Raw genomic sequence first — 15,346 nt, 5'->3', positions numbered from 1 at the left:
CCATGCTCATCGCTTTCGACATCGGCGGAACGAAAACGCGTATCGGTCGCGCCGATGGCGCCGACGCGCTCGCCTCTGTAGATATTTTTCACACGCCGCCTGCTTATCGGGAGGGGCTCGGCGCGCTGGTCGACGCGGTGAAAAGAATCGCGGGCGGAACGCCGCGCGGCGTCGCGGTGGGCGCGCCCGGCGTTCTCTCGCGAGACAAGCGCCGGATCGTCAATGCGCCCAATCTCCCGGACTGGAGCGGCGCCGCTCTCGCGGATGATCTCGAATCGGCGCTGGGCGCGGCCGTGATCATGGAAAACGACACGGCTCTGGTCGGTCTCGGCGAGGCGACGGTCGGGGCCGGAAGAGGCGCCGCCATCGTCGCCTATGTGACGATCTCGACGGGGGTGAATGGCGCGCGCATCGTCGACGGCGCGCTCGACCGCGCGGCGTTCGGATTTGAGATTGGCGAACAGCTCATGGGCCGTGACGCGAGCGCCCGCACCCTGGAGGCGCTTGTTTCAGGCCGGGCGATTGAAGACCGCTTCGGCGCGCCGCCCGCCTCGCTCGGCGAAGACCATCCGGTTTGGGAGGAATTGGCCGAGATCGTCGCGATTGGAGTGCACAATACGATCGCCTACTGGTCTCCCGAGAGAATCGTCCTCGGCGGCTCCATGATGGGCGACGTGGGCATTCGTCTCGATCGCATCGAAGCGCGCCTCGCAGCTGTCAAACGCAAGAATCCAGTCCTCCCAGAACTGCGGCGCGCCGCTCTCGGCGACCTTGGCGGGCTGTGGGGCGGGCTTGTTCGTCTGAGGGGACCCTTAGACTGAAGTCGCCGACCGTCCCTCGGCGCCGTCGTTTTCAGGGCGAAGACTCAGGCTGATCAGGCGGTCGAAGAAATCATATGTTTGCTCCACGCCGCTGATCGCGAGCACGGACGTCTGCGGCAACTCTTTGCGCAAGGCATCGAACAGTGCGCGGCGCGTTTGCGGGGACAAGGTGTCGAGCGCCGTGTCGATTACCACCCAGCGCGGTCCGTGAAGCAGGAGCCGCGCGAAGGCCAGTCCCTGCTGTTCGGGGTCACTCAGCTCCTTTTCCCAGGGCGCCGCCGTGTCGAGCGCGGAGACGAGGTGCGGCAGGCCCATCGCGTTGAGAGCCGCGCGAAAATCGGCGTCGCCGAACTTATCTGGCGGATAGGGATAGGCGAGAATGTCGCGCAGCGAGCCGCCCGGAAGATAGGGATGCTTCGGCATGAACATGACGCCTTCGGCCGGGAGTTCGACATGGCCGGTTCCCCAGGGCCACAGTCCCGCCAAGGCGCGAAAAAGGCTGGTCTTGCCTGAACTCGGCCCGCCGACGATCACGACGCGCTCGCCTCGAGAGATTTCGAGGCGCCGCGCGCTCACGCTGCTGCGCCCCGGGGGAAGCAGCACGTTCACGTCGTCGAGAACGATGCGGTCGCCTGTTTCGACGATCTCGATTCGCTGCAGGTCTCTCTCGACGCGATCAATCTCGGTCAGGGCGCGCCGGAATTCGCTCACGCGCAGAAGCGTCGCTTTCCAGTCGGCGATCAGACTGGCGTTATCGACAAACCAGCGCAGCGACTGCTGGACCTGCGTGAAGGCGCCGACCGCCATCAGCAATCCGCCGAAGGTCAGATTCCCGGCGAAATAGGCGGGCGCCGCGACGATGACCGGCGCGACGATCGTGAACCAGCCATAACCCGAGGTCACCCACGCGAGCCGCGTCGTTGCGCCAACGAGCCGCCGCAGGACGTCGAGAAGCCGGTCGAATTCGAGGTCGAGACGGCCGCGCTCCTGTGCTTCGCCGCGATAGACGGCGACGCCATCGCAATTCTGGTTCACCCGCACGAGAGAGAAGCGCATGTCGGATTCGCGCGCATAATGCTCGGCGTTGAGATCGACGAGAGGCTTGCCCACGCGCCAGCTCGCCAGCGACGCAAGACCGGCGTAGAGAAGCGCGGACCACACCATATAGCCGGGAACGACGAAGCTCGACCCCTCGACAGTGAAGCTGACGCCAGCTGAGAGCGACCAGAGCACGCCGATGAAGCTGACGAGCAGCAAGGTCGCCTGAAAAAGCCCGACGCCGAGATCGGTGGAGAGCTCGGTCAAACGGCGCGCGTCCTCGTGAATGCGCTGATCGGGATTGATCCCGATCTGTCCTGCGTTGGCGATCATGAAAGCCCGCCGCGGCGACAGCCACTGCTCGAACAGGTCGCGCGACACGATCTCGCGCAATTTGAGTTTCATCATCAAATTGAGCCAGGTCTGGCTGACGTTGAGGACAAGGAGCGTCCCCGCGATGATCGCATAGACGCCGAGCTGAAAGCCGAAGGCCGGAATGTCCCTGCGGTTGATGGCGTCGAAAAACGGCTCGTTCCACGCATTGAGACGGATCTGCGCATAGGCCGTCGCGCCGACGACCGCGACGAGCGCCGCGACGAGCCAGAGCAGCCTGGCGCCCTCGCCCGACGCGCGGATCATGCGGATCAATGCCGCGAACCGCGATGAGACGCTACTGGCGCTTACGGAAGCCCCCGTGGTCAGATGGGCGTCGTCCGATTGCGGCGTCATGGGAGTGTCGTCCATTGTTCCGGCATTTCTTGAAGCTTTGCAAAACAATCGTCATCATTGCAGCGCCGGGGCCACTGCGGCAATGAGAAAAAATAGCGCGCCTGACATGGCGCTTCGCTCGCGTCGTCGCGATTGGCTATGATTTTCGCCGGCGTCTTTCCGAAAACGCGCGCTTGGGGAGGCGCGACAATTTCGGCGCTCTCATTCCCTTCGTCAAAGAGGGGAACAAACTGACCGGATTTCGGCATGGGCAGGGTCGACTGGCTGCTATCGAAGATGACTCTTCAGGAGAAGGTGGGCCAGCTCAATCTGGTGACCGCCGGGCAGGTCGTCACCGGCCCGTCGGGGTCGGGCGACGTCATGGCGAATGTGCGCGCCGGCACTGTCGGCGGCGTCTTCAATATCTGGGGGCGCGAGCCCGTGGCGGTCCTGCAGAGGGCCGCTGTCGAGGAAAGCCGTCTCGGCGTCCCGCTCTTCTTCGGGCTCGACGTGCTGCACGGCTTCAAAACGATCTTCCCGTCTCCGCTCGCCGAGGCCGGCGCTTTCGATCCGCTTCTATGGGAGGAAACGGCTCGCGCCGCCGCCGAGGAGGCCGCAAGCGAAGGGATCGACTTGACCTTTGCCCCCATGCTCGACATCTGCCGCGACTCGCGCTGGGGACGCATCGTCGAGGGGCCCGGCGAAGACCCGCTGGTCGGAGCAAAATTCGCGCAAGCGAAAATACGCGGCTTTCAGGGCGCCGGACTGTCGAGCAGCGTCGCGCTCGCCGCGACCGCCAAGCATTTCTGCGGGGGCGGCGCCGCGCAGGCGGGACGCGATTACGCGGCGATCGACATGTCGGACCGCGAGCTTCACGAAACCTATCTGCCGCCTTTTGCGGCGGCCGTCGCGGCCGGCTGCGCCGCCGTCATGCCCGCCTTCAACAGTCTCGCAGGCATCCCCCTGACGGCGCATGGCGCGCTCGTCACCGGATGGCTGCGGGAGAAGCGCGGCTTCGACGGAGTCGTGGTCAGCGATTACACCGCGATCGCCGAACTCGTCGAACATGGCGTCGCGGCCGACGAGGTGGAGGCGGCGGCGCTTGCGCTGAAGGCGGGCGTCGATATGGACATGGTGAGCGGATGTTATCTGCGCCTGCCAGAGGCTCTGTCGCGCGGCCTCGTCGCCGAGGCCGACATAGACGCCGCCGCGCGCAGGGTTCTCGCGCTCAAGGAAAAGCTCGGCCTGCTCGACGATCCCTATTTGCGGCTCGCCCCGGCGCGCGCGCCTCGCAAGACATGGAGTGAACTGGCGCTGGACGCCGCGCGACGATCCATCGTTCTCCTGATGAACCGGGACGCGCTTCCGCTCGACGCAAACATCCGCCGTCTCGCGGTCGTCGGACCGCTTGCCGATGCGCGAGCGGAGATGCTGGGCCCGTGGTCGGCGGCGGGCGATCCGGCGAAAGCCGTCACGACGCTCGACGCGTTGCGAGCCACCTGGACGCAGGGAGACGTCTTGCATCACAGGGGCGTCGATATCGATGGCGGCGACGCGAGCGGGATCGGCGCCGCCCGCGCCTTGTGCGAAACGGCCGACGCTATCGTGCTCTGCCTCGGGGAATCAGCCGGCATGAGCGGAGAAGCCGCAAGCCGCGCCATGCCGGGTCTTCCCGGCCGCCAGCGCGAACTTGCCGAGGCCGCCCTGAGCGCCGGGCCGCCTGTCGTCCTGGTGTTGTCTTCCGGCCGGCCTCTGATGATTGCCGATCTGATCGAACGGGCGGCGGCGGTCGTGGCGAGCTGGCAGCTCGGCGATCGGACCGGCGACGCCATTGCCGATGTCTTGCTCGGGCGTTTCAATCCGAGCGGACGCCTCGCCGTCACCTGGCCGCGCGACGTCGGCCAAATCCCCCTTCATTACGCGCAGCGATCGACCGGCCGGCCGCCGCAATCGACGGATCCCTTCACCAGCAAATATCTCGATTTGCCCAACGATCCGCTTTTCCATTTCGGATACGGCCTGTCCTTCGCGAGCGTCAGCCTGAAGAATCTGCGCGCGACGCCGGAAGAATTCGATGACGCGCCTGTCAGAATAGAGGTCGAGGCCTCGAATGACGGAAAGGTCGCGACAGAGGCGACGATCTTTCTTTTCCTTCACGACGCCGTCGCCAGCGTCGCGCGCCCTGTGATGGAACTGAAGGAATGGGCCAAGGTTGCGCTCGCTCCCGGTGAAGCCCGCACCGTTTCCTTCCTGCTCGACCGCAGCCATTTCCAGTTTCTCGACAGAACCCTCGAGCCTGTCGTCGAAGCCGGCGACTTCGACGTGAGGGTTGGTCTCGACGCAGACAGCAGATCGGCGCTCGAAACCCGGATTCGGCTGCGTGGCCCCACGCTCGCCGCAGATCGCCCGTCGGACGCGATTACGGACGTTCCAGGATGAGTCCCTCGTCGGGTCGAAGCGTTACAACCTCTCCCGCGCGCTCGCCCTTGCGATCCGCGTGGGTCGAGAGGGCAATCTCCGCAGAGTCGAGTCCGAGCCCTTCGACGCAACGCGGCTCGTTGGAGAAATTGAGCAAGATCGCGATCCGTTCGTCGCCGAAGACGCGTTCGTAAGCGAGGACGTCGTCGTCAGACCGCAAGGGGCGCCATGCGCCCCGTTCGAGCGCCTCATGTCCGCGTCGGTAATGCAACAGTTCTCTTACCAGCAGAAGAATCGAGCGCTCGTCGTCGCGCATGACGGAGACATTGCGGCTGCTGTGATCGGGCGACAACGGAAGCCAGGGCTCCCGGCCGGAAAAGCCCGCAAAGGGGCCTTCGTCCCATTGCATTGGCGTTCGTGACGGATCGCGTCCCACATCGGGACCAGACTCGCGAAGCGCCCATGTGTCCCTTGTTCTCTCGGGCGGAACAGGCACGTTCCCGAGGCCGATCTCGTCGCCGTAATAGAGCGTCGGCGTTCCGCGCAGCGTCAAGACCAACATTGCGGCGATCGGCGTCTGCGCCTCGCCTACGCGCACGGCGACGCGCGGCCGGTCGTGATTGCTCAGCACCCAGTTCGGCCATGCGCCTTCAGGCAAGGCCGCTTCATATTTTTCGATGACACGACGGATGTCATCGGCCGACCAGCGCGCGTCGAGGAGCTGGAAATTGAACGGAAGATGCAGCCCCCGAAGGCCCTCGCCGTAATAGCGCACAAGCCTGTCGAGAGAGAGATACAATTCGCCGATGAGAAGCCGATCGCCGCCGAATTCGTCGACAACATGTCGCAGGCCGGCGATGATCTCCTGCACTTCCGGCCGATCCGAGGAATAGGTCTGCATCAGCCGCTGAATGTCCGGACCGCGCCCGTCATAGTTTGGATTTGGCGGGTTGTCCCGGAAAGCTGCATCCTTAACGAGATGCGATGCGACGTCGATGCGAAATCCGTCGACGCCGCGCTTAAGCCAGAAGCGAAGCACGTTGTGCATCGCATTGCGAACTTCAAGATTACGCCAATTCAGGTCCGGCTGCTCTTCGAGAAAAGCGTGATAATAATATTGTTGCGTTTCTTCGTCGAAGGTCCAGCCGCTGCCGCCGAAATGGCTGACCCAATTGTTCGGCGGCCCGCCGCCGGGAGCCGGATCGCGCCAGATATACCAGTCTCTCTTCGGGTCGTCCCGCGATCGCCGGCTCGACAGAAACCACGGATGCTGATTGGAGCTATGGTTTGGAACGAAATCGAGGATCACTCTGAGCCCCCGCGCATGCGCCTCTGTCAGCAGGGCGTCGAAACAGTCGATCGCTCCAAAGAGCGGGTCGACGTCGCAGTAATCCGAGACGTCGTAGCCAAAGTCCTTCATTGGCGATTTGTAAAACGGCGAGAGCCAGATCGCGTCGACGCCGAGCCAGACCAGATAGTTGAGGCGATCACGAACGCCCTTGAGGTCGCCGACCCCATCGTCGTCCGAGTCCTGGAAAGAGCGCGGATAGATGTGGTAGATGACCGCCTTTTTCCACCAGACCATGAGCGTTTCCATCCTAGCGACATCTGACGGTCAAGTTGCGCTTGCTTTTGTTCCCGCCAAATGGACGAGCGCGCCGCCTACGGTAAAAAGCCACTGACCTCCGCAAGCTTTCGCGGCAGATATTCGTCGATTACATAGTTCAGGCCCCATTTGGCGAGCGCCTGCTGTTCAGCTCGCACGCCCATGTCGAGCAACTGCTTGATCGCAGCCACCCAGCGTGGATGGGCGACGATGAAGGGGTCGTTGCGCAATGCGTCCTTCGCCCGCTTGATGTCGACAGGCGTCAATGGATGCGTCGCATCCTCAAGGCCGAAGTCGATAATGTCCTGCGGGGTGACGCCCAGGAATTGCGCGCGCGGCACGCAGAGAAAGCGGTTGACATGCGCGGCGTTCCCGGACCCCGCCTTCAGCGTACGGTAGATGTTGGTGAAGCCGTAAGGGTCGCAGTCGACAAAGCAATAGACCGGCAGCTCGTGCCTGTCGGATAGAAGGCGAATGAAGCGCCGCGTCGCGCGGGTTGGCACGCCGCCCATCTCCACGATGATGCACTGGGCGCGTTCCCAGAAGCGGTGATTGTTGAGGCGCTGGAACATGCCGCCGGTTTCGATGGCGAGAATGAAGCGCGCGTCCGTCCGGAAGGCGAGATGTTCGGCCGAGCGCGGAATGCTGTAGGCGCCGACGCCGAGCCTGGCGCAGTCGATCTCGATCGTCTCCCCGGTAGCCGCGCTCTTATCGACAATGACGAGGCGCCCCGCGACCGAGCCGCCGTGCGACTCGGGATAAAACCGGAGGTTCTCACGCGACAGGCCATGCAGCGAGGCGATCGCCTCGATGTCGTCCATGATGGCGTCCGACTCAGCCTGTTCGTCGAATCGGCAGTCGCCCCAGTTCTTGCTGATGTAATAGGCCTCTCGCTTGGTGGCGAAATCATTGCTTGCCACCATCGCCCGCGAGGCCGCCATCAACCGCAGCGTCTGGGCGAAGGCACGCGCCGTATTGACGGTCAGAGCGCGGACCTGTTCCTTCTTGCCAAGTTCGAGATATCCGACCTCCTTGTTATAGCTGACGTTCTCGAGGCTGCGCGTCGGCGTGCGGATCGCCGGCAGGGCGCCGCTCTCGATCGCGGCGCGCACCTGGCTGGCGATCGATTCGATGAGATCGATTGTGCGTCTGTCCTGTTCGCTTCCGTCCTCTTTCATGAGCTTCGCCTCTTGGCGGCCCGGTTCGCATGCAGCGCGTCGTCGAGCCGCGCGACGACGCCGTCGCGGGTCCCGTCGTCCAACCCAAGGATCTCCTGAAGGGCGACGCCGATATGCGGCAGGTATGTCTCGATATAGGCGCGCTGCTCATATTCATGCTGCAGAGTGCGCTCCCGTTGCAGGAAATGCGACAGACGCCGCGCGCATTGCTGCAAGCCCAGTTTGATCTCCCGGACAAGCTCAGGGTAGGGTTCGATGGCCTCCTTGGCTTCGGAGGTGTAAGGAACCCAGACCGAGGCGACATGGACGAGGATCGCCATCGGGGCGATGGGCAGGGCGCCTTTCGGCTGATGCAGGCCATAGGCGCGCCAATTGGTCTGCAGGACGGACTTGGTGATGGCGCAGCTTGACTGCTGATAGAGCAGGGGCACGCGGTTGGCGAAGCGCAGCAGCCGAACCGGCTCGTCCCTGCGTGCGATGAGGTGCGGCGCCGGGTCTGATTCCGCGGACTGCTTCTTGCGCATGCGCCCGGAAGCGACGTCGACGTCGATCTCCGCTTCGCCCGGACGGGCGAAGGCGATCGCGACCTCCACCAGGAACGGATTGCCCCGGTAGCTCGCCGGCGGGCGCGTCGCCGCCGTATAGAACTCGGCGGGCAGTTCCTTGCGCAGTCCCTCGAGGAGCTGCGCCTCGCCGATCGGGACGAGGCAATCTGGACGCGGCTTTTGGACACGAGCCTTCTGCAGGGCGCGATGCAGGGCGTTCGCCTGAGCATGGGCGATATGCGCCGGATAGGAGCGCTCGCTCAACGGCTTGCCTGCGAGCTGGATGATCTCGCGCGCCGTCTTTTCGCCGACACAGGAAAACTCATCGACCAGGAACTGGAGTAGCGAGCGGCTTTTGGCGCCGTTCAGCATCTGAATGAGCCGCCCGAGTTCGACGCCACCCGGATGGGGTTTGATTTCCTTTGGCCGGGGCGGAAGCTCGTCGCAGGCGCGGGCGAAGAATAGCTCCTTGCCGCGGGGACCTTTGTAAATGATCGACACATGCGGATTGGCGATGGCCGTCAGCTTCAGATAGGCCTCGACAGAATGCGGCCCGCCCTGATCGACGCCCTCCAACTCCATCTCAACCCGCGTGCCGTGCGGGCGGCTCCAGGCGATGCGTTTTCTCTTATGAATGTCGGGGCGGTTGTTGGCCGTGTCGATCGAGACGTAGAGCTCGGAGGCCAGCGGCTCGCCTTCGATCCGGCTGATGATGTGCAGCGGCTTGCCGACGGTCAGCTGGCCATACATGCCCGCCGCTGAAATTCCCATGCCCTGCTGGCCGCGGGACTGGCTGAGCTTGTGGAATTTCGAGCCATAAAGCAGCTTGCCGAAAATGCGCGCGATCTGACTTTCGACGATGCCGGGGCCATTGTCCTCGACCGCGACCCATGACCGCTCGAAACGCCCCCGCACCTCGACCGTGATCTCCGGCAGCACACCGGCTTCCTCGCAGGCGTCAAGGGCATTGTCGACCGCCTCTTTGACGGCGGTCACCAGGGACTTGGCTGGCGTATCGAAGCCGAGCAGATGGCGGTTCTTGAGAAAGAACTCCGAAACGGAGATTTCTTTCTGCCTGCCGGCCATTTCCTGAGCGGTCGCCGCCGCCGCCTGTCGATCGGACATTTGTCTCACGGGTGGAGTAGCGTCGCATACGCCTGTCCAAAACCGAGCCTAGCGGGTTGCCGCTCAATGTAAAGGCGCTGCAAAAAATCTCGCAAAGCCATGACAGCGCGCTTATTGTCGATTCATGCGCTCGACCGGGCGAGGGCAGAATGCCGGTTCAAAACGCTGAAATCGCCGCGATGTTCGATCAGGCGGCGGAGCTTCTGGAGATCAAGGGCGACAACCCGTTCCGGATCAGAGCCTATCGCCGCGCCGCGCGCACGATCGAGAGCCTGCCGACAAGCGCCTCCGCGATGCTGGGTTCAGGTGAAGAGCTTTCAGAGCTGCCCGGCGTCGGGGAGGATCTCGCAGGGAAAATCGCCGACATTGTCAAAAAGGGCAAATTCACGCTCCTCGAAAAGCTCAAACGCGAAATGCCCGGAGGGCTCGCGAAGCTGCTCGAGATTCCAGGGATGGGCCCCAAGCGCGTCAGGCTTCTCTTCGACGAGCTGGGCGTGAGTTCTCTCGACGACCTGCGCCGCGCGGCGAAAGCCGGCCGCTTGCAGGAACTGCGCGGCTTCGGGCCCAAGATGGAGCATAGCATTCTCGACGCGCTTGCAAAGCCGAAGACGGCGACAGGGAGATTCAAGCTTCCAGTCGCCGAAGCGGAGGCGAAGGCGCTTCTCGACTGGCTCGCGCGCGGCAAGCTCTGCAAGCGCCTTGTCGCGGCTGGCAGCTTTCGCCGCCGTCAGGAGACCGTCGGCGATCTCGACATATTGGCGACGGCAGAAGCGGGCCCCGCCGTTGGCGACCGGCTCGCTGCTTATGAGAATACAGCCCAGGTGCTGGCGCATGGACCGACACGTACGACGGTCAGATTGCGCTCGGGGCTGCAGGTCGATCTCCGCGTCGTTGCGGATGAAAGCTATGGCGCGGCGTTGATGTATTTCACCGGGTCAAAGGCTCACAACATCGCGCTGCGCAATCTCGCCAATGCGCGCGGATGGAAACTCAACGAGTATGGCCTGTTCGACGGCGACAGGCGCATCGCCGGCGTCAGCGAAGAAGAGATCTACAAAAAGCTCAGGCTCGCCTTCGTGCCACCCGAGTTGCGCGAGGATCGCGGCGAAGTCGAACTGGCCGAAAAGAAGGCTTTGCCGGAACTTGTTTCCCTGAGCGACATTCGCGGCGATCTCCATGTGCATTCCGACTGGACGGACGGGGTGGCGTCGATCGAGGAGATGGCGATCGCGGCGCAGGCACGCGGTTACGCCTATCTGGCGCTGACCGACCATAGTCGTCGCGTTACTGTCGCGCATGGGCTCACCCCGGAGCGATTGATGCGGCAGATCGGCGAGATCGACGACCTCAACGCGAAGCTGCAAGGCATTACCCTTCTCAAAGGCGTCGAAGTCGACATATTGGCGGATGGCGGCCTCGATCTGCCGGACAAGATTCTCGAGCGACTCGATATTGTGGTGGCGTCGGTGCATTACAAATTTGACCTCCCGCGCGACGCGCAGACCGAGCGCGTGCTTCGCGCCATGGAGAATCCGCACGTCTCGATCATCGGTCATCCAACAGGACGTCTGATTGGCGAACGTGACGCCTATGACATCAACATGGAGCAGATTCTGCGCGCGGCGCGGGCACGCGGCTGCGTGATGGAGATCAACGCCGCGCCCGACCGGCTCGATCTCAATGACGTGCACGCCCACATGGCGAAAATGATCGGCGTCAAAGTGGCGATTTCGACGGACGCGCATTCCGTCTTTGGCCTGGACTGCATGCGCTTCGGCGTTGATCAGGCGCGGCGTGGCTGGCTAGAGCGTGAAGATGTGATAAATACGCGTCCCTTGTCGACGCTCATGGAAACGCTGCAACGGCGAAGCCGCCCGGGCCGCAGGGCCAAGCCGCGAAGTGGAGGCAGTGGCTCGTGAAGGATTTGCCCCTGTCCAACCGTAGCAAGCCAAGCGCCAAGCGCCGATCGGCGGGTGGCGTCAGAAGTCGATCACGAGCCTGGTCATGGCGGACACTGAGATGACGTCATCTTCGATTTCGCAGCGCTTTCCATCGGCTCGCGCTTGCTTCACGCCCGGATATCGGACGGTGATTCTTTCTGGCGCTGGCCCCGTAAGCGTCATGTCCACCATTGCGCAAGATGGCCCGCGCTGCGCTCTCAGATTGACAACGCCGAAGGTGGTTGGCAGATCGCGCAGCGTGATCCCTTCACCCTGCCACCAGGAGTCGGGGACGGCACGGAACAATTCGAGCGTCGCTCCATTTTCCCGCAACAGCATGCGGCGGATCGCGGTAGCGAACTCCGCGCCGACCCAGCTGTGCGGCATGTCGCCAATGTAATCCGGCGATCGCGGCGCCGCCCAGGCAACCTCGGCCGACTCTCGCCAGCCGCTCGGCCGTCGGCAGGCGAGCGCGGCCGACAATAGTCGAAACGCATCTTCAAAACGACCCAAGGACACGAAGGCGTTGAGGTTCCGTATCGCGTACGGCGGATAGGATCCCTCGAAGTCAGGCTTGCCGAACAGCTTGATGCGGGCTGCGGAAATATCATATGTCACCTGAACGAATTCAGTCGGCAGCACGTCTTCCACTCGGCAGGGCTCGAAGGCGATGGAGGTCGAGGTTGGATCGACGTCCTCACGATCGGCGGAGCCATGGATCACGCCCGTGCCCAGGTCTTCGGTGGTCATGCGTATCGAGCGCGCGAGATTTGCGGCGAACTCCGCCCCCTTCGCTTTCGCATGCGCCGCTATAGCCGTGTCGCCGATCTGCCTGGCGAGATACTCGCAATTTCGCCAGGCGCTCAAGGCGAAATAATTGTCCCAGTAGCTGTAGGAAGGTTTGCTGTAGCCCTCATGACTGATGGAGGGAGGCAGGAGGCCATGGAACCGCGACGCCGGCCCATGTAGCACATTCGTCCTTGCGCAAAGCTCCTCAATGAAATTTGTCGCCCGAACGACCGCATCGAAAATTGCGTCGAGGAAGTCGCGGTCGCGGGTGGTGCGGTAAACGTCCGCGGCGATTCCGACAAACTCGCCCTGTGAATCAAACTCGATGTCGCTCCCATAGCCGCGATAGACGCCGCCATCGATTTCGAGAATCGGCGGCACCATGCCGTTTTCATAAATACGTTTGGCGTACCAGATGACGTAGGCTTTGGCCTCTTCTGCCAAGCCGGCCCAGAGCAGGGCAAGCGCTTGCGATGCGCCGTCGCGAATCCAGGTGCGGTCGTAATTTCGGGGACCGGGCTTAAAAGCATGGTCCGTTGCGTTGACGAGAATATACGAGGTTTGCGCTTCGACTGTGTCGCTGACTTCCCGGTCCCCGACCGTGATCTTTCGCGGCCCGATTTTCTCCCGCCAGAATCGTAGGACGTTATCGTAAACAGCGTCGAAGTCCACGTCCGGTCGTGGCGTGACCTTGTCCCGCATCGGCGACGACATGACGACGGCGAGAGTGTCCCCCGGTGCGAGTCGAAAGCCGAACTCGCAGGCGGCGCTGAGCAGCCCGGAGTCCGACCGAAGGCTCCGAGCGGTCTCTTCGGGCGCAGTCCCGATCAGTCTCACGACGTCGCCGTCATCGAAGTCCGCGATCGAGACGACGTCGGGCTCGCGTGAAACCGCGAAAAATACTTTATCGTTGACCCAGACCTCCCGGCCATCGACGGCGATGGCGTTGATGGCCGCGTGGCCGCCATGTTGCCAGTATGGATTGATCTGGACAGGGCGCACCGCGAGGACGAGCGCGCCCTCCTGCAAAGAGCTGCCGCGATTGGTGACGCGGTATTCGACCAGCGCTTCCCCCGCATCGGCGAGAGCTGTTGCGACGAGCTCGACGCCATGGAGGGACCAGACCACGCGCGGGATCGGCAGCGACCCTTCGGCAAGGGATTGGCTGACGGCGTCGCTGGCGGGGGCGCCCTGCAAGAGCCCGCTTAGCCGGAGCAAGGGCGTGATTTGAGGCGCTCGGGCTTTCGGTTCGAGGTTTCCATATTCGTCGAAGAGCGCTTCCTCGGTATGATCTGTTTCCCCCACCACGGTCCAATACACCTGGCGCCCCAGAAGCGCCTGTGGGTAAAGATCGGTACGCCCCGCCCGAGCGCCGCGTTCCAATTGTCCGATGGGCATGCGGTCCTTGTTGAGGACGCGAAGTTTGAGTTCGATGACGACGGCGCCCTCGGGCGAGCTGGTCTCGTGAACAGTCAGGCGGAAGTGGCGAGCGATCGTGGAGCGCCACCAGAAGCTATCGCTGCCGCCGCTGCCGAGCGTGATGCGGCCCACAGTGCGAAAGTTGACGCCATCATCCGAGAGAGAGGCGGAGAAATCCGTTCCATAAGTCTTTCCCCACGCGATAAGCGCGCCCAGCGGGAAGCGGGGATAACCGAAGTCAACCGTAATGCTCTCCCCAGCGCGGAGCGTCACGGGCGCATGCCCAAGCGCTGCGACGCGTCCTTCCTCGGCAACCAATGGAGCATTGGCGGGATCGTAGAGATTGATCTCGATGATTTCGAGCGACCGCGCCGGTCCCCGATCGTCACATGTCCATCGCAGGAAGCGAACCGGGGTTGGCGGGAAAGCGAAGATTTCCTGCCCGCCTTCGCCATGGCGCGTGCGGCACAGATGCGCCCAGATTTTGCCGTCGAGCGAGGCTTCGAACCCATATATGATCGGGGCCTGCTGGCCCCAATAAACTTCGAGCCCGCCGAGGATGGCTCTTTCGCCCAGATCGATTTCCAGCCAGGTCCTGGTGGCTCCCACGGGCCACGACGTCGTATAATTATCGTCGGTAGCAAGCCGCGGATCGCCGCTGCTGGCCGTGATTCTCCACTGATGTTTGGGCGGGACGTTCACAGCGCTTATTTGGGGCGTTAGTTCGACCCGAACCTAACAACCATTTCCGATTTTGTCTCTGCCGAAGAGGCCGGGGCTCGATGAATGCTCGCCTCGCGGCGTTAGCTTTTATGCAGCGCTCAGTAAAAGTTCAAGCTTGTGCTCACGTGGTCTCGAGCGATCACCCTATAATTTGATAGGAGCTCGTTTCGAATGGGTCAGGGGATCTTACACCGCCGCCTGGCACGGTCGTGCTGTTTTCGGCTGGCGGCCAGAACTCGTTAGCCGCGAACTGAACGAGGCCCCATGCGCGCCAGGCAGAGCGAGGAGCGCCGAGATACTCATGCGTATCGCAGCCATGCGCGCCATGCCGGTTCTATTCGACGCCCGGTTCGCCACCCTCGTCGCAACAGGAGCCGCGCTCCTGAACGCCGGGCGGGATCATGGCTTCGCAGATCTCGCGGGCTTCTGCCTCCGTCGCCGCAAAACCTGACCCGGCATTGAAGGGCGTGCCATCCGGCGCGATCAGGACCATCCAAAACCAGCGCCCCGCGTTGGCGCCGTAGAGGTAGCGGTAGATGCGGGCGAGCGCGCGGCCGGCGTCGTCGGATAACGTCCAGTCGTTCCTGGCGACGCCCGCTGTTCCATCAGGCCGCTTGAATGAGGTCCGGCGCCAGTTTCGCCTCGTCATGCCGGGATGATAGGCCGGCCCGGCCAAAACGGAAACACGCGCCCGAGGGCGCGGGCGCAAGCTACAAGGCACGCCAACGCCATAGGTCGAGCGGATCGAGGGGCTTCATTTCTCACGTCGCCTGATTGTTGGTATGCTAGTCCCTTAGGCGCAAACGCCGCAAATGAAAGCAACGAGGTCATCCCATGTGGCGAGAAGCGACAACGGACATGCGCGGGCCCAGAAAGCCGAAGCGGCCCGATGCCTATTCAGAAGGCGAAGACGAGGCTCCGAAACTCATCGAAACAGAAATGGCGGATGTGGAGCGGGAGCTTCCCGAGACGGGGAACGAGCCAGTCGAACAGCTCGAAACCGACGAAACGGAGTCCCCGATCTTCGAGGAATAAA

At 63.1% G+C, this 15,346-nt stretch carries 11 protein-coding genes; 4 read left to right on the top strand and 7 right to left on the bottom strand.

Going from position 1 to position 15,346, the window contains the following annotated elements; translation table 11 throughout:
- The first annotated feature begins 2 nt into the window (after window positions 1-2).
- Window positions 3-821: an ROK family protein gene (locus WOC76_RS24025; RefSeq protein ID WP_341387369.1), complete on the top strand. Its 819-nt coding sequence runs from the start codon at window positions 3-5 to the stop codon at window positions 819-821.
- Here the strand turns inward: WOC76_RS24025 and WOC76_RS24020 are convergent.
- Together WOC76_RS24020 and WOC76_RS24015 are read right to left on the bottom strand one after the other, a co-directional pair.
- Window positions 813-2,603 carry an ABC transporter ATP-binding protein/permease gene (locus WOC76_RS24020; RefSeq protein ID WP_341387370.1) on the bottom strand — a complete coding sequence of 597 codons (1,791 nt, stop codon included), beginning with the start codon at window positions 2,601-2,603 and terminating at the stop codon, window positions 813-815. The genes WOC76_RS24025 and WOC76_RS24020 overlap by 9 nt on opposite strands.
- Window positions 2,585-2,836, bottom strand: coding sequence for a hypothetical protein (locus WOC76_RS24015; protein WP_341387371.1), 252 nt, complete (start codon window positions 2,834-2,836; stop codon window positions 2,585-2,587). Before WOC76_RS24015 ends, WOC76_RS24020 begins: the two co-directional genes overlap by 19 nt.
- On the opposite strand from WOC76_RS24015, the gene WOC76_RS24010 reads away from it, so the two are divergent.
- Window positions 2,835-5,006, top strand: a complete 2,172-nt coding sequence (locus WOC76_RS24010) for a glycoside hydrolase family 3 N-terminal domain-containing protein (protein WP_341387372.1) — start codon at window positions 2,835-2,837, stop codon at window positions 5,004-5,006. The genes WOC76_RS24015 and WOC76_RS24010 overlap by 2 nt on opposite strands.
- Here WOC76_RS24010 and WOC76_RS24005 read toward each other — a convergent pair.
- The 3 genes from WOC76_RS24005 to WOC76_RS23995 form a co-directional block, all read right to left on the bottom strand.
- Complete coding sequence (locus WOC76_RS24005; RefSeq protein WP_341431641.1) at window positions 4,987-6,570, bottom strand: alpha-amylase family glycosyl hydrolase; 1,584 nt, start codon at window positions 6,568-6,570, stop codon at window positions 4,987-4,989. The genes WOC76_RS24010 and WOC76_RS24005 overlap by 20 nt on opposite strands.
- A gap of 77 nt (window positions 6,571-6,647) precedes the next feature.
- Window positions 6,648-7,769 (bottom strand): DNA topoisomerase IV subunit A, encoded by a 1,122-nt coding sequence (locus WOC76_RS24000; RefSeq protein WP_341387374.1) that lies wholly within the window; start codon window positions 7,767-7,769, stop codon window positions 6,648-6,650.
- On the bottom strand, window positions 7,766-9,439 hold the full coding sequence (locus WOC76_RS23995; RefSeq protein WP_341387375.1) for a DNA topoisomerase VI subunit B: 1,674 nt from the start codon (window positions 9,437-9,439) through the stop codon (window positions 7,766-7,768). The genes WOC76_RS24000 and WOC76_RS23995 overlap by 4 nt, the downstream gene beginning before the upstream one ends.
- 149 nt (window positions 9,440-9,588) lie before the next feature.
- On the opposite strand from WOC76_RS23995, the gene polX reads away from it, so the two are divergent.
- Complete coding sequence (gene polX, locus WOC76_RS23990) at window positions 9,589-11,358, top strand: DNA polymerase/3'-5' exonuclease PolX (RefSeq protein ID WP_341387376.1); 1,770 nt, start codon at window positions 9,589-9,591, stop codon at window positions 11,356-11,358.
- Between the two features lie 60 nt (window positions 11,359-11,418).
- Here the strand turns inward: polX and WOC76_RS23985 are convergent, their stop codons facing one another.
- Together WOC76_RS23985 and WOC76_RS23980 are read right to left on the bottom strand one after the other, a co-directional pair.
- Window positions 11,419-14,289: a discoidin domain-containing protein gene (locus WOC76_RS23985; RefSeq protein ID WP_341387377.1), complete on the bottom strand. Its 2,871-nt coding sequence runs from the start codon at window positions 14,287-14,289 to the stop codon at window positions 11,419-11,421.
- Window positions 14,290-14,644: 355 nt separating this feature from the next.
- On the bottom strand, window positions 14,645-15,019 hold the full coding sequence (locus WOC76_RS23980; protein ID WP_341387378.1) for a hypothetical protein: 375 nt from the start codon (window positions 15,017-15,019) through the stop codon (window positions 14,645-14,647).
- A 149-nt stretch (window positions 15,020-15,168) separates the two neighbouring features.
- Between WOC76_RS23980 and WOC76_RS23975 the strand changes: the two genes are divergently transcribed.
- Window positions 15,169-15,345 (top strand): hypothetical protein, encoded by a 177-nt coding sequence (locus WOC76_RS23975; RefSeq protein WP_341387379.1) that lies wholly within the window; start codon window positions 15,169-15,171, stop codon window positions 15,343-15,345.
- The last annotated feature ends 1 nt before the right edge of the window (window position 15,346 follow it).

The sequence above is a fragment of the Methylocystis sp. IM3 genome (assembly GCF_038070105.1).
GTDB lineage: Bacteria > Pseudomonadota > Alphaproteobacteria > Rhizobiales > Beijerinckiaceae > Methylocystis.
This window is presented reverse-complemented; position numbering and strand designations above follow the sequence as displayed.